The organism is Streptosporangium oxazolinicum, from assembly GCF_039537505.1.
Taxonomy (GTDB): domain Bacteria; phylum Actinomycetota; class Actinomycetes; order Streptosporangiales; family Streptosporangiaceae; genus Streptosporangium; species Streptosporangium oxazolinicum.
On the sequence record NZ_BAABAQ010000010.1, the window covers coordinates 77,874 to 98,568 of the forward strand.

The 20,695-nt window shown below is 71.1% G+C and carries 17 protein-coding genes and 1 pseudogene; 11 read left to right on the forward strand and 7 right to left on the reverse strand.

Annotation, left to right across the window (positions count from 1 at the left end; translation table 11 throughout):
• The first annotated feature begins 117 nt into the window (after nucleotides 1-117).
• The 3 genes from ABD817_RS24945 (at nucleotide 118) to ABD817_RS24955 (ending at nucleotide 3,599) form a co-directional block, all read left to right on the forward strand.
• Nucleotides 118-1,641 carry a glycoside hydrolase family 3 protein gene (locus tag ABD817_RS24945; RefSeq protein WP_344920548.1) on the forward strand — a complete coding sequence of 508 codons (1,524 nt, stop codon included), beginning with the start codon at nucleotides 118-120 and terminating at the stop codon, nucleotides 1,639-1,641.
• A 121-nt stretch (nucleotides 1,642-1,762) separates the two neighbouring features.
• Nucleotides 1,763-2,464 carry a pentapeptide repeat-containing protein gene (locus ABD817_RS24950; RefSeq protein WP_344920550.1) on the forward strand — a complete coding sequence of 234 codons (702 nt, stop codon included), beginning with the start codon at nucleotides 1,763-1,765 and terminating at the stop codon, nucleotides 2,462-2,464.
• A 196-nt stretch (nucleotides 2,465-2,660) separates the two neighbouring features.
• Nucleotides 2,661-3,599, forward strand: coding sequence for an SDR family oxidoreductase (locus tag ABD817_RS24955; protein ID WP_344920551.1), 939 nt, complete (start codon nucleotides 2,661-2,663; stop codon nucleotides 3,597-3,599).
• On the opposite strand, the pseudogene ABD817_RS39650 reads toward ABD817_RS24955, so the two are convergent.
• Nucleotides 3,586-3,699: pseudogene (locus tag ABD817_RS39650) on the reverse strand (IS982 family transposase); the annotation flags it as partial. The gene ABD817_RS24955 and the pseudogene ABD817_RS39650 overlap by 14 nt on opposite strands.
• A 184-nt stretch (nucleotides 3,700-3,883) precedes the next feature.
• On the opposite strand from ABD817_RS39650, the gene ABD817_RS24960 reads away from it, so the two are divergent.
• Nucleotides 3,884-4,897, forward strand: a complete 1,014-nt coding sequence (locus ABD817_RS24960; RefSeq protein WP_344920552.1) for a nitronate monooxygenase — start codon at nucleotides 3,884-3,886, stop codon at nucleotides 4,895-4,897.
• Between the two features lie 760 nt (nucleotides 4,898-5,657).
• Here the strand turns inward: ABD817_RS24960 and ABD817_RS24965 are convergent.
• Both ABD817_RS24965 and ABD817_RS24970 read right to left on the reverse strand, forming a co-directional pair.
• Nucleotides 5,658-6,476 carry a hypothetical protein gene (locus ABD817_RS24965; protein ID WP_344920553.1) on the reverse strand — a complete coding sequence of 273 codons (819 nt, stop codon included), beginning with the start codon at nucleotides 6,474-6,476 and terminating at the stop codon, nucleotides 5,658-5,660.
• Nucleotides 6,473-6,793 carry a PadR family transcriptional regulator gene (locus tag ABD817_RS24970; RefSeq protein ID WP_344920554.1) on the reverse strand — a complete coding sequence of 107 codons (321 nt, stop codon included), beginning with the start codon at nucleotides 6,791-6,793 and terminating at the stop codon, nucleotides 6,473-6,475. Before ABD817_RS24970 ends, ABD817_RS24965 begins: the two co-directional genes overlap by 4 nt.
• 415 nt (nucleotides 6,794-7,208) lie before the next feature.
• On the opposite strand from ABD817_RS24970, the gene ABD817_RS24975 reads away from it, so the two are divergent.
• Nucleotides 7,209-8,042 (forward strand): ATP-grasp domain-containing protein, encoded by an 834-nt coding sequence (locus tag ABD817_RS24975; protein ID WP_344920555.1) that lies wholly within the window; start codon nucleotides 7,209-7,211, stop codon nucleotides 8,040-8,042.
• Between the two features lie 231 nt (nucleotides 8,043-8,273).
• Here the strand turns inward: ABD817_RS24975 and ABD817_RS24980 are convergent, their stop codons facing one another.
• Nucleotides 8,274-8,918 carry a DUF3159 domain-containing protein gene (locus ABD817_RS24980; protein WP_344920812.1) on the reverse strand — a complete coding sequence of 215 codons (645 nt, stop codon included), beginning with the start codon at nucleotides 8,916-8,918 and terminating at the stop codon, nucleotides 8,274-8,276.
• Nucleotides 8,919-8,920: 2 nt separating this feature from the next.
• A complete protein-coding gene (locus ABD817_RS24985) occupies nucleotides 8,921-10,216 on the reverse strand; it encodes an FAD-dependent oxidoreductase (protein WP_344920556.1) in 1,296 nt (431 codons plus the stop codon).
• Nucleotides 10,217-10,321: 105 nt separating this feature from the next.
• Here ABD817_RS24985 and ABD817_RS24990 point away from each other — a divergent pair, with 105 nt between their 5' ends.
• Nucleotides 10,322-10,930 (forward strand): TetR/AcrR family transcriptional regulator, encoded by a 609-nt coding sequence (locus ABD817_RS24990; RefSeq protein ID WP_344920557.1) that lies wholly within the window; start codon nucleotides 10,322-10,324, stop codon nucleotides 10,928-10,930.
• Between the two features lie 70 nt (nucleotides 10,931-11,000).
• On the opposite strand, the gene ABD817_RS24995 is transcribed toward ABD817_RS24990, so the two are convergent.
• Nucleotides 11,001-13,532, reverse strand: a complete 2,532-nt coding sequence (locus ABD817_RS24995; protein WP_344920558.1) for a M14 family zinc carboxypeptidase — start codon at nucleotides 13,530-13,532, stop codon at nucleotides 11,001-11,003.
• Between the two features lie 131 nt (nucleotides 13,533-13,663).
• Nucleotides 13,664-14,425: an SDR family oxidoreductase gene (locus ABD817_RS25000; protein ID WP_344920559.1), complete on the reverse strand. Its 762-nt coding sequence runs from the start codon at nucleotides 14,423-14,425 to the stop codon at nucleotides 13,664-13,666.
• Nucleotides 14,426-14,654: 229 nt separating this feature from the next.
• Here ABD817_RS25000 and ABD817_RS25005 point away from each other — a divergent pair, with 229 nt between their 5' ends.
• From ABD817_RS25005 to ABD817_RS25025, 5 genes are all read left to right on the forward strand, one after another.
• A complete protein-coding gene (locus ABD817_RS25005) occupies nucleotides 14,655-16,562 on the forward strand; it encodes an ABC transporter substrate-binding protein (protein WP_344920560.1) in 1,908 nt (635 codons plus the stop codon).
• Nucleotides 16,563-16,568: 6 nt separating this feature from the next.
• Nucleotides 16,569-17,621 carry an ABC transporter permease gene (locus tag ABD817_RS25010; RefSeq protein WP_344920562.1) on the forward strand — a complete coding sequence of 351 codons (1,053 nt, stop codon included), beginning with the start codon at nucleotides 16,569-16,571 and terminating at the stop codon, nucleotides 17,619-17,621.
• Nucleotides 17,618-18,550, forward strand: coding sequence for an ABC transporter permease (locus ABD817_RS25015; RefSeq protein WP_344920563.1), 933 nt, complete (start codon nucleotides 17,618-17,620; stop codon nucleotides 18,548-18,550). Before ABD817_RS25010 ends, ABD817_RS25015 begins: the two co-directional genes overlap by 4 nt.
• A gap of 64 nt (nucleotides 18,551-18,614) precedes the next feature.
• Nucleotides 18,615-19,673 (forward strand): ABC transporter ATP-binding protein, encoded by a 1,059-nt coding sequence (locus ABD817_RS25020; protein ID WP_344920564.1) that lies wholly within the window; start codon nucleotides 18,615-18,617, stop codon nucleotides 19,671-19,673.
• Nucleotides 19,670-20,683, forward strand: a complete 1,014-nt coding sequence (locus ABD817_RS25025; RefSeq protein ID WP_344920566.1) for an ABC transporter ATP-binding protein — start codon at nucleotides 19,670-19,672, stop codon at nucleotides 20,681-20,683. Before ABD817_RS25020 ends, ABD817_RS25025 begins: the two co-directional genes overlap by 4 nt.
• The last annotated feature ends 12 nt before the right edge of the window (nucleotides 20,684-20,695 follow it).

The window sequence follows — 20,695 nt, forward strand, 5'->3', positions numbered from 1 at the left end:
CTATTAGATTTGCGCAGAGCCGCTGTGGGAGCGCTTTCCCACAGGGGTCCGGTGACAACGTGGTGTCTGCGCGTCTTCGGCAGGAACGCCGACCGGCCGTCAGGCGAGGAGGGGTGAATGAAGCGCGGCCCAGAGCTGCTCCGTCTGGCGGAGACGGTCGTCTTCCCCGGCTTCGAGGGCAAGTCCCCGCCCGACTGGATCCGGCGCCGGCTCGGCGAGGGACTGGCCGGGGTGGTGCTCTTCTCCAGGAACATCGCCACCCCCTCCCAGGTCGCCGACCTCACGGCCGCGCTCCGCGAGGAGAACCCCCAGGTCCTGGTCGGCATCGACGAGGAGTCCGGCGAGGTCACCCGCCTGGAGGCCGTGGGCGGGAGCACCCGGCCCGGCAACTTCGCCCTTGGCGTGGTCGACGACATCGGCCTCACCGAGGAACTCGCCGCCGACCTCGGCCGCGACCTGGCCCTGGCGGGGGTGAACCTCAACTTCGCCCCCTCGGCCGACGTGAACTCCAACCCCGACAACCCGGTCATCGGCCTGCGTTCCTTCGGCGCGGACCCCGACCTCGTCGCCCGGCACACCACCGCCTGGATCCGGGGCATGCAGTCGGCGGGAGTGGCCGCCTGCGCCAAGCACTTCCCCGGGCACGGCGACACCTCGGTCGACTCCCACCACGGCGTGCCGCTCGTCGCCGCCACCCCGGGGGAACTGCGCGACGTGGCGCTGCGGCCCTTCCGCGCGGCCGTCGAGCAGGGGGTGCGCACGGTCATGACCGGGCACCTGCTCGTCTCCGCCCTGGACCCCGCGATGCCCGCCACCCTCAGCCGCCCGGTCCTGCACGACCTGCTCAGGGTCGAGCTGGGCTTCGAGGGCGTCATCGTCACCGATGGCATCGAGATGGCCGCCGTCTCCGGCCCGTACGGCATCGGCGGTGCCTCCGTCCTCGCCGTCGCCGGGGGCGCCGACGCGATCTGCGTGGGCGGCGAGCACGCCGGGGAGGAGACCGCGATCGGGATCCGCGACGCGATCGTGGACGCCGTGATCGAGGGCAGGCTCTCCGAGGAGCGGCTCGCCGACGCCTCCCGGCGCGTCTGCGAACTCGCCCTCTGGACCACGACCACCCCCCGGAGCGCGCTCTCACGCCCCGACGCCCCCGGCCGTCCCGGTGACCCGTCGATCGGCCTGGAAGCCGCCCGGCGGGCCCTGCGGATCACCCGCCGCTCCGCGAACGCGGTGTTCCCCCTGCCCGCCCCGCCGCACGTCGTCGAGCTCGCCCCCGAGATGAACCTCGCCATCGAGAAGGACACCCCGTGGGGCGTCGGCGAGCCGCTCGGCAAGCTCCTTCCCGGCACCACGGTCACCCGGCTGACCGCCTCCGCCGCCACCGGAGGCGCCGTCGAGGCCGTGCTCGCCGCTGCGGCCGAGCGTCCCCTGGTCGTCGTCGTCCGCGACGCGCACCGCCACCCCTGGCAGGCCGACGCGCTCCGGCACCTCCTGGCCGCCCGCGCCGACGCGGTCGTGGTCGAGATGGGACTGCCCGGCCGCTCCGACCTCGGCGCCGTCCACATCGCCACCCACGGAGCCTCCCGCGTCTGCGGCCAGGCCGCCGCCGAACTCCTCGCCGGAGACACGGGCACCACCTGACTCGATGGCCCTCTCTCGGGGTACGGAGGGTTTCCCGGGGTGCGGCGGCCTCCTGAGGTGCGGCATTTTCCCGGGGTACGGCGGTGGGGATTCTGTCGGGGCGGGCTGCTTGAATCGTGGGATGAATGCGGCACAGTTACTGGCGGACCAGCGCGAGATCCACGGCGTCGATCTGGCGGGGCTCTCGCTCGGCGAGCATCTGACCGGTGACGGGCCCTACGTGTTCAGGGAGTGTGACCTCACCGGCGCGGACCTCGCCGGGGCGTCGCTGGTCGAGGCCACGTTCGAGAAGTGCGTGCTGGAGCGGGCCGACTTCCGCCGTGCGGACCTGGACGGGGCGCGCTTCTCCGGTGGCGGGGGATCGGGGCTCAGGTTCGCGAACGCCGAGATCGTCGACGCGACCTTCACCGACGTCGACCTGTCGGGCGCGCGCTTCGAGCTCGCCCTGCTCACCGACGTCACCTTCACCGGCTGCCGCATGATCGGCGCTGTGCTGTCCGCCTGCCGGGGTACCGGCTACCGGTTCGACGGTTCCAACCTGGCGCTGGCCGACCTCACCGGCTGCTCGCTCCGAGGTCTCCACCTGCGGGGCGTCCGCTTCGACGACGCCAACCTGTCGGGCTGCGACTTCACCAAGACCGTGTTCGAGGACTGCCGCCTGATCGGCGCCCGCACCGTCGAGACGGTCTTCACCAAGGCGGACCTGCGCGGCGCCGACCTCGGCGAGGTCGACGACACCCGGCTCAGGTCGTTGCGCGGAGCGGTCATCAGCCCCACCCAGGCCGCCCTGATCCTCGCCGCCCGCGGCCTCACCGTGACCTGACACGTCGGACCCCTCGGAACGCGACAAGGTTTCGAGTGCCTGGGGCACGTGAGCTCACGATCCCCTCGTACGGTGGCGCGATCTTCACCCGCCTTCACCTGGTGAGAGCCGATGAAAGTCGGTTACGAACCGCATCTAGACATGAAAGGTGAACAACCGGGAAACTCTGCATGATCGTGGCGAAAGGGGTCCTGGCATGGGCGGTATCTGTGACGGGCGTGTGGTGATCGTGACCGGCGCCGGGCGCGGCATCGGCAGGGAGCACGCCCTGGAGTTCGCCAGACAGGGGGCCAGAGTCGTGGTCAACGACCTCGGCACCGGCCGCGAGGGCGACGGGCGCTCCGCGGGCCCCGCCCTGGAGGTGGTCGAGGAGATCCGCGACCTGGGCGGCCGGGCCGTGGCCAATAGCGATGACGTCACCGCGTGGGACGGCGCGGCCCGCCTGGTCAAGATGGCGCTGAGCGCCTTCGGACGGCTGGACGTGCTGGTGAACAACGCCGGGTTCGTCCGTGACCGGATGCTGGTCTCGATGACCGAGCAGGAGTGGGACGACGTGATCCGGGTCCACCTCAAGGGCCACTTCCTGCCGCTGCGGCACGCGGGCGCCCACTGGCGGGAGCGGTCGGAGGCGGGCGACCTCGTGGACGCCCGGGTGATCAACACCTCCTCCGGGGCCGGGCTGTTCGGCGGCGTCGGCCAGGGCAACCACTCCGCGGCCACGGCGGGTGTCGTGGCACTCACCCAGACCGCCGCCGCGGAGCTCGGCCGCCACGGCGTCACGGTGAACGCGATCGTCCCGGCCGCCCGCACCCGGATGACCGAGGAGGTCCTCACCACGACGGCCGGGCCGGTGGGCGGCTTCGACGCCGCGCACCCGGCCAACATCGCGCCCCTGGTGACCTGGCTCGGCTCGACCGGATCCCGGCACGTCACCGGCAGGGTCTTCGAGGTCGAGGGCGGAGCCGTCTCCCTCGCCGACGGCTGGCGGCACGGCCCCCGCGCCGACCGGAACACCCGCTGGAACCCCACCGACATCGGCGACGCCGTCGCCAAACTCCTCGTCGACGCCCCCGACCCGGAGCCGGTCCGTGGAGCCTGGACGAGTAAGCCGGAAGCCGGGGCAGTGACCGGGTGACGAGTCGGCCGGTGGCACCGGTGTGCCGGATCACCGCCGTCAACGCCAAGATCGGGCGAGCGACGCGGACCGCGCCGCCCGGCAGGCCGCGTCCGCCGTGACAGGCCGATGCCCCACCCGCCTGACATGGGGCCACCTCGAACTCACACGAGAGGTGGAGCCGGGTGACATAGGCTTTCAGCGCCCGATGGAGATCGCCCGTGGTGTGGCCGTCCGCCACGTTCACCGTCGTGGCGGCTCTGGCGACGCCTCGGGTGCGCTGAGGGAGGAGATGCCGATGTCCCATGTCTGATCTGGCGTCGTGGTCGTTCGGGTTGCCGGTCGTGCAGGCTCCCATGGCCGGTGGGGCGTCCACTCCCGAGCTGGCCGCGGCCGTGTCCGAAGCCGGGGGTCTGGGATTTCTCGCGGCAGGCTACAAGACGGCCGCGCGGACACGCCAGGAGATCGAGCGGACGCGTGAGCTCACCTCCCGTCCGTTCGGGGTGAACGTGTTCATGCCTACGGCCGACGAGGTCGATCAGGCTGAGATCGACGCCTACGCGCGAGTCATCGAGGGAGAGGCGCGGCTGCTGAGCGCCACCCTGGGAATCCCGCGCGGGGGCGACGACGATTTCACGGCCAAGGTCGCGGATCTGCTGACGGATCCGCCCGCGGTGGTGGGGTTCACGTTCGGCTGTCCGGAGGACGAGCTGATCCAGGCGTTCCGCCACAGGGGGACCACTGTGATGGTCACGGTGACGTCGGCGGCCGAGGCACGGCTCGCCTCGGCCGCCGATGTGCTGTGCGTCCAGGGGGAGGAGGCGGGTGGCCATCGCGGGTCGTTCACCAATGCGGACGTCGAGGCGATGAGCCTGGAGCGGCTGCTCTCCCAGGTGCGAGAGGTGTCACGGCTTCCCCTCGTCGCGGCGGGCGGTGTCGCCTCGTCCGCCGACGTCTCCCGGGTCCTGTCCGCGGGAGCGGTCGCGGCCGTGGCGGGCACCGCCTTCCTGCTCTGTCCCGAGAGCGGGACCAGCGTGGTCCATCGGGCGGCGCTGACCGATCCCCGCTTCACGCGTACCGCCGTCACCAGAGCCTTCACCGGACGTCCGGCGCGCGGCCTGGTCAACCGATTCATGACGGAGTACTCCGGCCGGGCCCCCGCGGCCTATCCGCAGGTCCACCATCTTACGGCGCCGCTGCGCCGCGCCGCGGCGGCCCGAGGGGACGCCGAGACACTGCACCTTTGGGCCGGGACCTCCTGGAACCGGGCACGAAGCACACCGGCGGCGAACGTCACCGCGGACCTGGCCGCGATCTGAGAACGGTCTCCGAAGTCTCCGGCGCACCTGAAGGCCCGACCTCCTGGTCTGCTGGACTTCGGGTGGGCTGTCGCCGTACCGGACCGCGTTGAGGCGGGTGGCTCCATCTCGATCGGGTTCGGTGTGCTCACGGTTGAGCGGGCCGCCGCCGTGTTCGGGTGAGGTGCACGCTGTTGAGGCCGATGTCGTCGGTGGTTGCCGGGGCGCATCGGTGGGGCACCCCTTCCGGGACCTACAGCCGTACGTGGGAGCTGCACGACGGCCAAGCCGACGCTGAAGCGTGGGCGGGGGCTGCCTACAGCGATCAGACGCTGGTCACCCAGGTAGCCGGGAGACACGCGGACCATGCCCACGTCGGGGACACGATCACCGGACGGCCCACTTCGTCATCCACGCTTCCCAGCTTGGTGGTGCAGATGCTCCAGCATTGGGACATCGTGGGACGTCCTGGAAGGGGTGCGCACCTACTGGCTCCGGCATGGCGAGTTGCCGCTGCACGGCGCCTGGGTGCGCATCACCCCGGACGGCGCCATCCACCTCCAGCGCGGACGGTGGAGAGCGACCATCGGTCCACCCTCCGGGCCGGGGGTCACGAAGTGACATCGGCGTGAATCTGAGGAGGTGGCGAACAACCCTGCGCTGTGTCGGAGAGACACGCTTCAGTTGGTGCTGCGACCGGAAACGATCACCAGGTTGGGGGAGCGCCTGCGGCTGAACAGGGCCGAAGTCGACGCGAGCGGGCTGAGGGGCGCCGTAAGCATCAGATCCGTCTCCTGGTACGGCGGGCGGCGACCACCGAGGCTGTCACGAGCAGGGACACCAGTCCCCAGTAGAGGTAGTCGCGTGTGCTGTGCCAGGGCAGGTATGCCCACTGACCGTCGAACTGGAAGAGCACGAGGCCGGTCCCGGCGTAGATCGCGCTCGCCAGGGTCCAGCGCGGGTCCCTGGCGATCAGGGTGGCCCACAGTGCCGCACCGAGCAGCAGTACGTCGATACCCGTGCTGACCTGGGCCCATGGCGCATGCGCGTACAGTCCGAAGCGGCCGACCGAGGGCAGCCAGAAGAAGGCGGGGATGAGCGCCCACGTCCACGACCGTCTGGTCAGCCCCTTGCCGGGCCGTACGGCGAGCACCGCCAAGCCCACGACGATCACGTGGCTGCGGATTGACGGCTCCAGGGGCGTGAGGACCTCGAAGACGAACAGCGCCAGGGGTAGGGCCGGTCTTACCCAGCCCAGCGTCACCAGCAGGAGAAGCGCGATCGACGTCTCGGTCCCCAATGGGAACCTCGCCGGCCCGGCCATGGAGAACTCCGCCACGATCAGTGCGAGCACGGCCAGGTGCAGCCCGTCCGCCCACCAGGGCGCGCGGGTCCTTCGCGCCTCGAGCGCGTGCGCGGCGAACGCGCCGGACATGAGCGCGGCCATTTCGCGGATGAGCGGGCGGCGCGGGATTGATGCCGTGTCGCGACGGGAGGCGAGTATCAGCGTGCCGATCAGCTCCTCGCCATGCCGATCGCGGTAGTCCTTGGGGTAGAGCAGCAGTAGGCGGCGGTAGCAAGCCTCCAGGCGGCCGCTCATGCGCCGGTTACCGCGACCCGGCCGGTGACGAGGTTGACGGCCCGCTGGAGCCGCGCGGCCTCCGCCCGAACGGCGTCCGTCCCCTCGTCGGTGATCCGGTAGTAACGCCGGACGCGACCGTCCACGACCTGCTCGTGGTCCGTCGCCACCAGGCTTTCTTCCTCCAGGCGGTCCAGGGTGCGGTACATCGTGGCGACGGCGATCCGCACCTGCCCGCCCGACTGCTCCCGCGTGCGCAGAATGATCCCGTAGCCGTGCAGCGGTCCGTCCAGCAGTGCCGAAAGGATGAAGTAGGTCGCTTCCGTCATCTTGCCCATGACTCGCAGGATATATCCATAATGGATATATTGCAGCACGCCGCAAGGGGGAAACTCCGACGCTGTTCACACCGATGCCGATGGCCGATGACTGTTGCCGTGGATGGAGACGATCGCGCCTTCTCATCACCGATCGGACATGACCTGTCCTCTCCAGCGGGCTATGCGATTACAGGCGACCCGGTGACCATTTTTGGTCACGGCATTGGGTGACCCGCTTTGAGCGGTCTCGTCGCACGCGTCGCCACCACGCCCATCACCCGGCACAGGTGCCAGGAGGAGTGGATGCTGCGGGCGATAAGCCATATCGGTGCGCACCCGTTGCCGGAAATATGCGACATCCAGTCCATGGCTCGGCATGTCGCTTCTGGGTAAGGTGCCTTCTGGTTATTTGGTGCTGACGCAGGGGGTTTTCGTGGGCGTTTCCGTGGCGTATGTGACCTTCGCCGACCCGGACGGGCTCGACGACGAGAAGGAGGTCGCCGTCGCGGCGTGGGCCGAGGAGGGGATCACCGGGCGGATCGCGCGGTGGGACGACCCCGGGGTCGACTGGGCCGCGTTCGACGCCGTCGTGGTCCGTACGCCCTGGGACTACGTGAGTCGGCGGGCGGAGTTCCTCGCGTGGGCCCACCGGACGGAGGCGGTCACGCGGCTGTTCAATCCGGCGGCCGTGCTGGAGCGCAACACCGACAAGGTCTACCTGCGGGACCTGGACGTGCCGTCCATTCCCACCTACTGGGTCGCGCCGGGTGAGGCCGTGGACTTCCCGGTCCTGGGCGAGTACGTGGTCAAGCCCTCCATCTCGGCGGGAGCCCGCGACACGATCAGGACCGGGGACCGGAAGGAGGCCGAGGCCCACGCGGCCCGGCTGGCCGCCGGGGGACGGACCGCGATGGTCCAGCCGTACCTGGACATGGTCGAGACCGAGGGGGAGACCTCGCTGCTGTACTTCGGCGGCCGGTTCAGTCATGCCATCCGGCGCAACGCGATGCTGGTGGAGAGCGCCACCAGGCCGGGGCGGGGGAACGACCACGGGGAACCGCGCGTCCCCGAACCCGACCAGATCGCGCTGGCCGAGCGGGTGCTCGGTGAGTTTCCCGAGGTGCTCTACGCCCGCGTGGACCTGGTCCGCCTCGCCGACGGCAGTCCGGCTCTCATCGAGGTGGAGCTCACCGAGCCGTACCTGTTCCTGCGGTACGTGCCCGGCGCCGCCGCGACCCTGGCCCGCGCCCTGGCCGAAGCGCTCTGACGTCCCGTGCGGGACGGTCCGTACAGGTTCCTGCTGTACGGACCCGGGGCCGCCGCCGCCCCAGGGTTCGTGCGAAATTCGGATCTTTAGGCGAGGTGAGGGCTTCGGATCCACAGGACGGCTCCGCGCAGGCGAAGGCCGGCCAGGTGACTTTCGGGCGTCTTGCCGAAGCGGAAGGCCGGCCCGTGCCACTCCTCGTCGGCCCGAACCCGTTCGGCGGGACGGCCGCTCTCAACCGTGGCCCGGTACGGTGACGGCCGGACCCGCTTCCCGCGGGCTCGCCTCCGTACGCAGGATCCGCCAGCACGCGTAGGCGCACAGGCCCGTCGCGGGCGTGCCCAGCACCGTCGCGGCGATGCCCAGAGCGGTCACCCGCCCCGCCAGGTACAGCGGCACCATCACCGTCACGGAGAGGCCGAACTTCGCCAGGAACACCGCCGTGCACGCCTGGTAGCGCCGCAGCCGCGCCCGATCGCGCCGCCAGCCGGACCGCTCACCGCGCAGTCCTTCGACCAGCCCCCCGATGATCGGCCACCGCACCAGCATGGACACCAGGAACACCGTCCCCGCGACCGCCGGCAGCGACACGCTGACGAGGTAGAAGTCGACCGCCTGTCCGGTGCCGCCGGCCAGCGACGCGGACACCCCCACGATCATGAGCCCGGCCCCCGCCTGCCAGTACTTCCGGTCGGTGCACGCCCGGACGATCGCGAACACCGCGACGGCACCGACCGCCACCAGCGCGGAGAGGAGAACCCGGCCGGTCAGCAGATGGGCGATCAGGAACACCGCCTTCGACACCACGGCCTCGGCGACGGTCCGCCAGCCGCCCACGGCGGCGAACAAGGTCAGTGACCTCCGCGTGAGCACGCCCATGGTCACGCGCCCGGCTCCGCGCCATCATGGGCATCCGTGGTCCGTGAGGACGACCGGGCCGGGGCCGCCGCGAGCAGCGGTTCGCGCGGCTGACCCACCGGCATCGGCACGGCCGCTCCGCCGGGACGGAACTCGCGCGCCGGGCCGCGGCCCTGGGCGTCGAGGGCGCCGAGGGTGTCGAGGGCGGGGACGCTGTCGTGGCGCATCGCCTGCTCGGCGGTGCCGATCGCGGTGAGCAGATCCCGCTCACCGCGGGCATGCGCGGCCAGGGCGTCACGGAGACGGCGCGCGTCCTGCATCGCCAGGTTGCCGCCGAATCCCGGGGCCGCGTGAACGGCATCGCCGATGACCGTCACCGGACCGGCCGGCCACGCCGGAACCGGCGGGATCATTCCGATCCGCAGCGCGACCGTGGCGTCCGGCCACGCCTCGTCGACGACCAGCCGCAACGCCGGGTGCAGGCCCGTGGCCAGCTCCCGGGCGAGCCGCCAGACCGCGTCCGGCGAGCCGGCAGGCCCAAGTTGGGCCTGGGTGACGGGCAGGCACCACATCACGTAGTCCTCGGCGTCGGCGACGACGCGGGAGTCGAGGGCGGGCAGCCACCGCTCCCGGGCGGCGGCCGGCGACCCGGTGAACCGGTGGACGCCCAGCGCCATCGTCATGCCGCGCACCCGCGCGCTGGTGCCGCTGTCGCCGACCAGGGCGGGCAGCCCCGTTCCGGCCACGGCCCGCAGTGGTGTCGCGCCCATCACCATGCGCCTCCCCGTGTCGACCACCCCCACGTGCGGCAGGTACTGACGGCGGACCGCCGAACCGACCCCGTCCGCGCCGACCAGCACGTCCGCGGTGTCCGTACGGCCATCGGCCAGCCACACCCGGACCCTGCCGTCGGCGCGCTGCTCGAACCGCGTGAACGCCGCCCCGAACCGCACCCTGTCCTCCAGCCCGGTCAGCAGCACCGCCCGCAGCAGGCGCCGATGGGTCTGACGGCCCGGCCGTCGCCCCGCCGTGCCATCGGAAGGCCGGGTGCCGGCGACCACGAGCTCGCCGTCCACCTCGGACAGCAGCAGAGTCCGGTCGCGCAGCCCGCCCATGGTGGCCTCCGCCATCGCCAGGTGCCCCGGGGGCAGGCACGCGCGCAGCGCCTCCGCCCCCCGATCGTCGACGTGCAGGCTGACGCCCTGGGGACGGCCCCGCGCCTCGTCCTTCTCGTACACCATGACGTCGATCCCTGCCCGGTGTAACCCCTGGGCCAGCGTCAGTCCGCCGATCCCCGCGCCGGCCACGATCACCCGCATCGTTCTCCACCTTTCTTCACCGGTTGATGAGGTTTCAATCTAGCCGGTGGGGCGGGCAAAACTCAATCGACTGATGAAGAAAGGGTTCGATAGAGTGCTCCCGTCATGACAGAACCGAATCCCTCAAGCCGCCCCGGGCGCTGGCGGTCAGGCGCGGAGAGCAGGCAGCGGATCCTGGAAGCGGCCCGCGTGCTGTTTCGCGAGCACGGCTACGGCGGCACCACGATGCGCGCGGTCGCTGCCGAGGCAGGGGTCGACCCGGCGATGGTGTTCTACTTCTTCGGCACCAAGCAGGGCCTGTTCGGGGCCGCTCTCAAGGTGCCGGAGCACGTTCCGTCCGCCATTGAATCGGTCTTCACCGGCGGCCTGGACGACATCGGCGCGCGCATGGTCCGCACGCTCGTGGAGAACCTCGACAAGTCCGACCGCACCCCGCTCGTGACGCTCACCCGCTCGGCCCTCACGCACGACGACTCCGAGACCCTGCTCCGCCAGTACATCGACCGGGAGATCACCGCCCGGCTGGTGACGATGCTCGGCACACCGGACGCCGCGGTGCGGGTCGCCATGCTGAACGTGCAGATCCTGGGCCTCGCGGTGGCGCGCTACATCGTACGGATCGAGCCGGTCGCGTCCGCGTCCGTCGACGACCTGGTCACCTGGTTCGGCCCGATCGTGCAACACGGCCTGACCGGACCGGCCTCACCGCGGTGACGGCCCGTACGAACGACGCGGCGCGCGTCCCGGGGAAGGGGACGCGCGCCGCGCGGTGTCATCGCTGCTGTTACTGGGGCATCACCACCGCGAGCGGGGAGACCCCGGCGGTGCGCAGGGCACCGGGGAGCTTCCGGGCCCAGGGGTGTTCGTGCAGGTCGAGCTCCTCGGGGTTGGCGACCGTGAACCGGACGGCTCCGTCGGTGGCGGGCTGCTCGGTCCAGGTGGCGCCGAAGCCCTTCAGCGCCGCGGTGACCTTGTCACGGTCGGACGCGGGGACCGTGACGCGGATCGGCGATCCGCGGTCCGGGATGGCCGCGACGGCCCGGGAGGCGTCGGGGACGGGGGCGAGGGCCCGCGCCCGCGCGGAGGCGGACGGCAGGTCGGCGGTGATCGCGTTGGAGATGATCTTCATCGTGCCGTCGGTGAAGGCGCGGAAGTTCGGGTCGGCGGCGAACAGCACCGCGTGACCGTTGCCCACCGGCTCGTCGACCGCCGCCGCCGTCCCGCCGAGCTCCTCGGCGCCCAGCGCGAAACCGGACTGGTACCAATCGGGGGAGTTCGCGGCCGGGTAGGAGGAGACCACGTGCGCGGGGTTGGCGGCGCGCATGACCAGGTCGTACGCGTAGAACTGCATCACGCTCGACCCGACACCCTTGCTCAGCGGACCCTGGGCCACGTTCGTCCTGAAGAGCGTGCCGGGGACGTCCGAGGTCGGCTCGGTCAGCGTCACACCGGAGACACCGGCCAGGACGGCGAGCTGGGTGCCGCCCGCCCAGCCGACGTACCGCCCGCCGCCGTTGACCCAGGCGCGCAGTGCCGCGCGACCGGCGTCGCCGAGGACGGTGTTCGCCGAGTTGGCGGAGCCGTCGGGCACGAGCACCACGTCGAGTCCGGTGAGCTTGCCCGCGGCGACGTCGGCCGGGGTGAGCACCGTGTAGGGCAGCTTCCAGTCGCGGTCGAGGCGGTGACGCAGCCAGCCGGAGGACTCGGCGGCGTTCTGCGCCGTGCCGCCGGACAGCTGCAGGACCCCGATCTTGCGGGAGGTGGTGACCTTGGTCGACGGGGCGTCCACCTGCTGGACCGGCGTCGCGATGGGCAGCAGCACCTGGCCGGAGGACCCGCCGGAGACGTTGCCGAGCAGTGGCATGCTCCACGCGGTCACGTCGTAGAAGTAGGGGAACGGCGTGTAGGTGTCCTCGTTCAGCATGGCCTGGATCCAGTGCTTCTGGCCCTGGGCCATCGGGATCCAGTAGGTGCCCCTGGGCAGGGTGGTCCTCGCCTCGGGCCTGCCGTACGCCTTGAAGTCCTTGACCGTGAGCGGCAGGGCGAGCTTGAACACCTGGACGTCCATGCGCTGGAGCCGCCGTACGATCAGCTCGGTCTCCGCCTTCTTGGCGGGGTCGTCGGCGCGCAGGAAGTAGTGGCGGACCTTGCGGTCGGGAACCTGGGTGATGACCTCGTTGCCCGGGTTGTAGACCTGGTTCGGCTCCAGCTTGCCCTCAAGGCCCTGCTTGAGCGCGTCGGCGTACATGCCGTGCCAGGTGGTGAGGATCTCGGTCTTCTTGGCGGCGGCGGCCGAGAGCGAGACCCACTGGGTGAGCCACTGCTCGAAGGCCCGGGTGGCGATCGGGGAGGCGCTGCCCTTCTCGTACGTCATGCCCGCCGCGTTGAACCCGGTCGTCGGGACCGTGTCGCCGTAGCCCATGTAGAACATGTCGTAGACGTCGCGGTTGAAGAACGGGATCCCTCGCCGGGTGAACTCGTCGATCATCGCGGCGCCGTAGGTGTTGTTGATCCAGTCGATCGCCGGCTCGGCGATGTCGTGGTAGAACGGGTCGGCGTTCGGCGGGAAGAAGAACTCGGTGCCGCCCATCTCGTGGGCGTCGATGAAGAGCTGCGGCGGATACTTGCGCATCAGCTCGATCTTGCCGTCGGTCTCCGGCTGGGTCCGCGCGAACCAGTCGCGGTTCATGTCGAACGAGTAGGCGTTGCGCCGGGTGTCTGCCTCGCGGCCGTCGGGGTTCTGCGTCGGCAGGATCACCACGATGGCGTTGTCGAGGATCCGCTTGGCCGCGCAGTCGTCCCGCCCCGCCAGGTCGTGCAGGGTCCGCAGGGCCGCGTCGGTGCCGCTCTCCTCGCCGCCGTGCACGTTTCCGGCCACCCACAGGATCGCGGGCGTGTTCCTGGCGAGGACCTTCGCCACGGGGGCGGGGGTGAGGGGGTTGCGCAGCAGCTTGATCGAGGACTCGATCGCGCGCAGGTTCCTGATGTTGTTCGAGGTGCCGACGATCGCGTACTTCAGCGGGCGTCCCTCGGCGGTCGTGGCCAGGGTGCCGGAGACGACCCGGTCGCTGGCCCTGTCGATCGCGGTGAGCAGGGTGTCGGACTCGGCCGAGGTGACCTCCCGCTCGCCGAGCTCGAAGCCGAGAACGCTCTTCGGCGTCGGCACCTTGCCGTTGTACGCCGGGGGAGTCTGGGTAGCGTCACAGGTGGTCGCGGAGGGTGCGGCCGGAGTGGGATCCGCCTGGGCGGCTCCGGCGGGAAGGGCGATGGCCACGGCCAGTACGGCCGGTGCCATCACCTTGAAACGCTTCAGCATGAGGTAAAGCTGTCATCTGGAAGAAATGACGGCAAGGGATAAAATTTTACACTTGTGTTACGGATGGGGCTTTTGTTGCTCAGAGTCCCAATAATCTGGTCATGGGTGAAGAATCCCGCGATCCGGTGGGGCTACGCGTGGCCGGAGAGGCCGCCGTCGACCGGAATCACGGCCCCGGTGAGGTAGGCGCCCGCGCGCGAGGACAGGAAGATCGCGGTGCCCGCCATGTCCTCGGGGCTGCCGATCCTGCCCAGCGGGACGTGGGAGGCGATCGCCGCGCGCGTCGCCGGGTCGTCGAGCGCGAAGGCCATCATCTTCGAATCGAACGGCCCCGGGGCGATCGCGTTGACCGTGATCGACTCCCTGGCGAGCCGCTGGGACAGGTGCCGGGTGAGCATGTGCACGGCCGCCTTGGCCGCCGAGTAGGCGTAGGTCTCCATCGTCGGCACCCGGAGGCCGTCCACCGAGCCGATGTTGATCACCCTGGCCGGGTCCTCCAGGGTCGCGGCGGCGCGCAGCAGCGGCAGGAACCGCCGGGTCAGGGAGAACACGCCCTTGACGTTGATCCCCCAGAGCTTGTCGAAGGCGTGCTCGGGGTACTCCTCCAGCGGCGCTCCCCAGGTCGCCCCGGCGTTGTTGACCAGCACGTCAAGCCGGGACTCCCGCTCCGCGACCGCCTCGAACAGCGCGGACACCCCGTCCTCGGTGGACAGGTCGGCGGGGACGGCGACGCACCCCAGCTCGGCGGCCGTCTTGCCGACCTCGGCCGCCTTCCGCGCGGAGATGTACACCGTGGCTCCCGCGTCGACGAACCCGGCCGCGATCATCCGGCCGATTCCCCGGGACCCGCCGGTGACGACGACGGTCTTGCCTTCCACCGAGAACAGAGTCATGTTCTGTAGCATGCCGCACCCCGGTGACCGCGTCCATACCAACCGGTCGGTTCTGCGCGTTGCTCATCCCTTTTATGATCTTAAATCCCCTTTGTGGCAGGGGGCCTGAAAAATAATGTCGCCAAATAAAACGAGAGTGAAACAATCTTCCACCGCTCGTTGACACGTGCCGTTCGTATGGTGTGCCTTCGTTGTCAGAAAGTCACCGATCCGAAGGTGGGGGTACGGCATGCTCAGAACGGGTGCGCGTCTGCTGGCGCTGAGCCTGGGACTGTCGATGGCATGGGTGACGGCGGCCCTTCCCGGGGCGCACGCGTCACCTTCCGGAGGCTCCGGGGTCTCGGGGGCTCCCGGCGCGCTCGCGCATCCCGCGCATCCCGCTCTGCGGGCCTCGGCCGCGCGGGCGCCCCAGCCGGAGAAGAGGATCGTCCGGCTGGGCGCGACACAGAGCATGGACTCGATGAACCCGTTCCTCGCGGTCCGGCTGATCTCGACGTCGATCCACCGCTGGACGCACGGCTACCTCACCGTCTCCGACCCCAAGACCCTGAAGCCCAGCCCCGACCTCGCCGAGTCGTGGAAGACGTCCCCGGACAAGCTGACCTGGACCTTCACGATCCGGGCCGGAGCCACCTGGTCGGACGGCAGGCCCGTCACCGCCGGGGACGCCGCGTGGACCTTCAACAAGATCATGACGGACGACGCGGCGAAGACGGCGAACGGCCCCGCCGTCGAGAACTTCGACACCGTGACGGCGCCCGACGACCGGACCCTCGTCATCAAGACGAAGAAGCCGCAGGCTTCGATGCTGGAGCTGCCGATCCCGATCGTGCCCAAGCACGTGTGGGAGGGTGTGCCCGACATCGGCACCTTCGAGAACGAGACCTACCCCGCCGTCGGCAGCGGACCCTATGTCGCCGTCGAGCACAGCAAGAACAACTACGTGAAGCTCAGGGCCAACCCGTCGTACTGGCGCGGCGCCCCCAAGATCGACGAGCTGCACGTCATCTTCTACGAGAACCCGGAGGCGGCCAACGCCGGGCTGAAGAAGGGCGACGTCGACTGGATCGGGCGGCTGGCACCCCCGCAGTTCCAGGCCCTCGCGGGCGACCCGAACCTCGTGCAGTGGAACACCCCGGGCCGCCGCGCCAGCTACCTGCAGTTCAACCCGGGCGCCGAGACGGCGGACGGCGAGCCGATCGGCGACGGGCACCCCGCGCTGAAGGACGCCAGGGTGCGCCGCGCCATCCACCACGCGATCGACAAGAAGACCCTCGTCGAGCAGGTGCAGAACGGGCTCGCCGTCCCGGCCGACGGCTCGATCATCCCGCCGATGTACAAGGAGTTCTTCTGGAGGGCCGAGGGCGACAAGGCCGTCACCTTCGATCCGGCCGAGGCCAACCGCCTCCTCGACGAGGCCGGATACGCCAGGGGCGCCGACGGGATCCGGACCATGCCCGGTGGAGGCCGCGCGCTGGAGATGCGCTTCAGCATCCACACCGAGGACCCCGTCGAGGACAAGCTCGCCCAGTTCCTCACCGGCTGGCTCAGGGACGTCGGCATCCGGATCACCACCCGCAAGCTCGACTCCAACAAGTTCACCGAGGAGACGGGCGGTACGGCGCTCTACGACATCGCGATCAGCGGCTGGTCGGTCAACCCGGACCCCGAGGAGGTCCTCGCCACCCACCTGTGCAGCCGCAGGCCCACCGCGAGCGGCGAGGGCGGCGGCACCGAGTCGTTCTTCTGCGACGACGAGTTCGAGAGGCTCTACCAGGCGCAGCTGGCCGAACTCGACCGGGCCAAGCGCGTGGACCTGATCAAGCGGATGCAGGAGCGGCTCTACACCGAGGCCCCCGTCGTCGCGCTCTACTACCCCAACAACCTTGAGGTCTACCGCAAGGACCGGATCGCCTCCATCACCCCGATCCCGGAGGACAAGGGCATCCTGTACGGCGGGAGCGGCTACTGGCCGGTCTACTCCCTGCGGGCGGTGGAGCGTCCCGCCGCCCCGGCCGGAGACGACTCGGGGAACGGCGTCATCCTGGCCGTCGTGGCGGTCGTCGTCGTACTGGCCGGAGCCGGGATTTTCCTCCTCGTCAGGCGGCGCCGCGCCACCGCCGACGACCGCGAGTAGCGGCCGATGAGCACGATGAGCACATCGCTGGACGAGCTGACGAAGGCGCCGCCGAAGGACGATCAGGGCGGCGCCCGCCGGGGGCTGGCGCGCTACGCGCTGGCCAAGCTCGGCGGGGCGCTGCTCGGCATCGGGCTGGTGATCGTCGCGACGTTCTTCCTGTTCCGCCTCATCCCCGGCGACCCCACCATCGCCTACACCCGCGACGTGCCGGTCACCCCCGAGCAGCTCGCCCTGCTCAGACGGCAGATGGGCCTGGACCGGCCGCTGGGCGAGCAGTTCCTGGACTTCGTGCTGCGAACCCTGCGGCTGGACCTCGGCACCTCGTACGAGTACCGCAGGCCGGTCGCCGAACTCATCGGCGAGCGGGTGGGCCCGACGCTGCTGCTGGTGGGCACCGGGCTCGCCATCGCGGTCGGCCTGGGCATGTGGCAGGGCACCAGGGCCGCCTGGCGCCACGGCGGCCGGTTCGACCGCTTCTCCACGGGGACCGCGCTCACCCTGTGGTCGGTGCCGACCTTCTGGCTGGGACTGCTGCTGCTCATGGTCCTCGCCGCGGGGATGGGCCCGATCCCCGGCCTGTTTCCCACCCGGGGCATGGAGGACGTCGACGCGCCGGACGGGCCGCTCTACCTCCTGCACGTCGCCCACCACCTGGTGCTGCCGTGCCTCACCCTGGTCGCCGTCGTCTACGCGCAGTACCTGCTGGTCATGCGCTCCTCGCTGCTCGACGAGATCGGCCAGGACTACGTGACCACCGCCCGCGCCAAGGGCCTGCGCGACGACGACGTCCGGCGGCGCCACGCGGTGCCGAACGCGCTGCTGCCGACGGTGACCCTGGTGTTCATGCAGATCGGGTTCGTGGTCGGCGGCGCGGTCTCGGTGGAGTTCGTCTACTCCTGGCCCGGCCTCGGCCTGCTGTTCGTCGAGGCGATCAAGGGGCCCGACTACGCGGTCATGCAGGGGACCTTCATGCTCGTCTGCGTCGCGGTGATCGTGATGAACACGCTGGCCGACGTGGTCTACCACGTCCTGGATCCGAGGGTGAGGTCGGCGTGAGCACGAAGGAGGGGACCCCGCGCGAGGTCGGCGACGGCGCCGGGACGTCGCGTGCGATCGCGAGGGCGCGCCGCCGCGCCGCCCTCGCGCGGTTCTGCCGCGCGTACGGCGGAAACAGGGCCGGGCTGTACGGCGCGGCGATTTTGCTGGTCGCCGTCCTGGCGGCCCTTCTCACGCCGCTGGTCACCGACCCGTCCGGCATGGACGTGACCAGGGCGACGGGTGCCAAGATGGCGCCGCCGAGCGCGGACTTCCCGCTCGGCACCGACGAGTCCGGCCGCTCGGTCCTGCTCATGCTCCTGTGGGGCGCGCGGGTCTCGCTGCTCATCGGGTTCATGTCGGCCCTGCTCAGCATGGTGATCGGTACGGTCTTCGGCATCGCGTCCGGGCACTTCCGGGGCTGGGTCTCGGCCGTGCTGATGCGCGTCACCGACTGGTTCCTGGTGCTGCCCGCCCTCGTCCTGGCCCTGGTGCTCGCGGCCGTCCTCGGCGGCGGCGCGTCCACGATCATCCTGGCGATCGGGGTAACCTCCTGGGCCTCCACGGCGAGGCTGATCCGGGCCCAGACGCTGGCGGTCGAGGCCAGGCCCTACATCGAGAGGTCCAGGGCACTGGGCGCCGGGCACTGGCACGTCATGACCCGGCACGTGCTGCCGAACGTCGCCCCGCTGGTCCTGGCCAACACCACCCTCACGGTGGCGAGCGCGATCGTCACCGAGTCCACCCTCGCCTTCCTCGGCGCGGACTCGGGCCAGGTGTCGTGGGGCGGCATGCTGCGCGGCTCCTACGACTGGGGCGCGGCCACCTCGGGCGCCTGGTGGTACGTGCTGCCACCCGGCCTGTGCATCGTCCTGGTCGTCCTGGCGTTCACCCTCTGCGGACGCGCCCTGGAGACCGTACTCAACCCACGCCTTCGGGGGGCCTCGTGACCGTGATCGACCCGTGGTTTCCAGACGTCCCGGCCGTGTCCGGCCCGCGCGTCCGGGGGGTCTCGTGACCCTGCTCGAACTGCGCGACGTGGCGGTGACCTACCGGAGCGCGGCCGGGGACGTCCCGGCCGTGCGGGGTGTCTCGCTCGGCCTGGCGGAGGGCGAGGCCCTCGGCGTGGCGGGGGAGTCGGGGTCGGGCAAGTCGACGCTGGCCATGTCGCTGCTGCGGCTGCTGCCCAGGGACGCGCTGGTGTCCGGGGAGATCCTGCTGGACGGCGAGGACGTCCTCACGATGAGCTGGGGGCGGCTGCGCGCGGTCCGGTGGGCGTCGGCCTCCCTGATCTTCCAGGGCGCCCAGCACGCCCTGAACCCGGTGCGCAGGATCGGCGACCAGATCGCCGAGCCGCTGCGGGTGCACGGCATCGCGACCGGCGCGGCGGCGCGGCGCAGGACGGCGGAGCTGCTGGAGCAGGTCGGCCTGCCCGCCTGGCGGGCGCGTAGCTACCCGCACGAGCTGTCCGGCGGGCAGCGCCAGCGCGTGATGATCGCGATGGCGCTCGCCTGCTCCCCGCGCCTGATCGTCGCCGACGAGCCGACCACCGCGCTGGACGTGATGATCCAGGCGCAGGTGCTCTCGCTGATCCGCTCGCTCATCGCCGAACACGGGATCGGCCTCGTCATGATCTCTCACGACCTGTCGGTGCTGGCCGCGACGTGCGACCGGCTGGCGGTCATGTACGCGGGCCGCGTGGTCGAGTCCGGTCCCTCGCACGAGGTCTTCGGGGACGCCGGGCACCCCTACAGCAGGGCGCTGGCCGAGGCGTTCCCCACCGTCGGCGACCCCGCCTCCAGGATGGCGCCCAGGGGACTGGGCGGGGACCCGCCCGACCCGGCCCACCCGCCCACGGGGTGCTCCTTCCATCCCCGCTGCCCGGTGTCGCTCGTCTCGTGCGCGTCGGAGCCGGTCGAGCTCTGGCCGGTGGGCCGTACCAAAACGGGTCGTACTGAAGTGGGCCGTGCGGAAGCGGGCGGTGCCGAGGCGGGTCGTGCTGCGGCGGGTCGTTCCGAGGTGGCGCACACCGCCGCGTGTGTCCACGTCCGCGTCCACGAGGAGACCCGATGACCCTGCTCGAAGCGCGGGACCTGCGCGTGGAGTTCGTCTCGCGCGGGCGTCGCGCCCGCGCGGTGGACGGGGTGAACCTCGTCGTGGGCCAAGGGGAGATCGTCGCGCTGGTCGGCGAGTCCGGCTGTGGCAAGACGACGCTGGCCCGCACCCTGCTCGGCCTGGAGCGGCCCGCCTCGGGGTCGGTCCTGTACGGCGGTGTCCCGCTGGCCTACTCCTCGCGCGCGCTGCGGGCCCACCGGCGCGAGGTGCAGCTCGTGCTCCAGGACCCCACGGGATCGCTCAACCCCCGGCACACCGTCTACGAGGCGGTGGCCGAGGGGCCGCGCATCCACCGCCTGCCCGCGGAGGGGGAGCGGGTCGCGTCGGCGCTGTCGCGCGCCGGGCTGCGGCCTCCCGAGCGGTTCTTCAACCGCTACCCGCACGAGCTCTCCGGCGGCCAGCGCCAGCGCGTCGTCATCGCCGGGGCCCTCGCGCTCGACCCCAGGGTGCTGGTCGCCGACGAGCCGGTGGCCTCGCTGGACGCGTCGGTGCGCGGCGAGATCCTCGCCCTGCTGCTCCGCCTCCGCGACGAGCTCGGCCTGTCGGCGCTGGTCGTCACCCACGACCTCGGGCTGGCCTGGAACATCGCCGACCGCGTCGCGGTGATGTATCTCGGCAGGATCGTCGAGTCGGGGCCGGTGGAACGGATCCTCACCGCGCCCTCGCACCCGTACACCCAGGCGCTGCTGTCGGTCCTGCCGGAGTCGCCGTCGCCGGTGGTGCTGGGCGGCGAGCCACCGGACCCGACCCGGATCCCGCCGGGCTGCCGCTTCCATCCGCGCTGCCAGATCCTGGCCTCGGGCGCGGCGGCCGAAACAGGGGTCGACGGGCTGTGCGTGTCACGGCCGCTGCCGGTCCTGTCGTCCTCGGCCGCCGCCCAGGTCGCCTGCCATCACGCCGAGGCCCGCCCGGCCTCTACCCGGCGCGAGGCCGAGGCGGGGGCAGGGGTGGAGGTGGAGCGCCGGTGAACGGAGGTGGAC

Bases quoted from the DNA above. Each gene is read 5' to 3' on its own strand.
- ABD817_RS25010 (WP_344920562.1), top strand. From the start codon at position 16,569: ATGAGCACGATGAGCACATCGCTGGACGAGCTGACGAAGGCGCCGCCG.
- ABD817_RS24985 (WP_344920556.1), bottom strand. From the start codon at position 10,216: ATGCGGGTGATCGTGGCCGGCGCGGGGATCGGCGGACTGACGCTGGCC.
- ABD817_RS25005 (WP_344920560.1), top strand. From the start codon at position 14,655: ATGCTCAGAACGGGTGCGCGTCTGCTGGCGCTGAGCCTGGGACTGTCG.
- ABD817_RS24970 (WP_344920554.1), bottom strand. From the start codon at position 6,793: ATGGGCAAGATGACGGAAGCGACCTACTTCATCCTTTCGGCACTGCTG.
- ABD817_RS24945 (WP_344920548.1), top strand. From the start codon at position 118: ATGAAGCGCGGCCCAGAGCTGCTCCGTCTGGCGGAGACGGTCGTCTTC.
- ABD817_RS24965 (WP_344920553.1), bottom strand. From the start codon at position 6,476: ATGAGCGGCCGCCTGGAGGCTTGCTACCGCCGCCTACTGCTGCTCTAC.
- ABD817_RS24995 (WP_344920558.1), bottom strand. From the start codon at position 13,532: ATGCTGAAGCGTTTCAAGGTGATGGCACCGGCCGTACTGGCCGTGGCC.
- ABD817_RS24960 (WP_344920552.1), top strand. From the start codon at position 3,884: ATGTCTGATCTGGCGTCGTGGTCGTTCGGGTTGCCGGTCGTGCAGGCT.
- ABD817_RS25025 (WP_344920566.1), top strand. From the start codon at position 19,670: ATGACCCTGCTCGAAGCGCGGGACCTGCGCGTGGAGTTCGTCTCGCGC.
- ABD817_RS24955 (WP_344920551.1), top strand. From the start codon at position 2,661: ATGGGCGGTATCTGTGACGGGCGTGTGGTGATCGTGACCGGCGCCGGG.
- ABD817_RS25000 (WP_344920559.1), bottom strand. From the start codon at position 14,425: ATGACTCTGTTCTCGGTGGAAGGCAAGACCGTCGTCGTCACCGGCGGG.
- ABD817_RS24950 (WP_344920550.1), top strand. From the start codon at position 1,763: ATGAATGCGGCACAGTTACTGGCGGACCAGCGCGAGATCCACGGCGTC.
- ABD817_RS24980 (WP_344920812.1), bottom strand. From the start codon at position 8,918: ATGGGCGTGCTCACGCGGAGGTCACTGACCTTGTTCGCCGCCGTGGGC.
- ABD817_RS24990 (WP_344920557.1), top strand. From the start codon at position 10,322: ATGACAGAACCGAATCCCTCAAGCCGCCCCGGGCGCTGGCGGTCAGGC.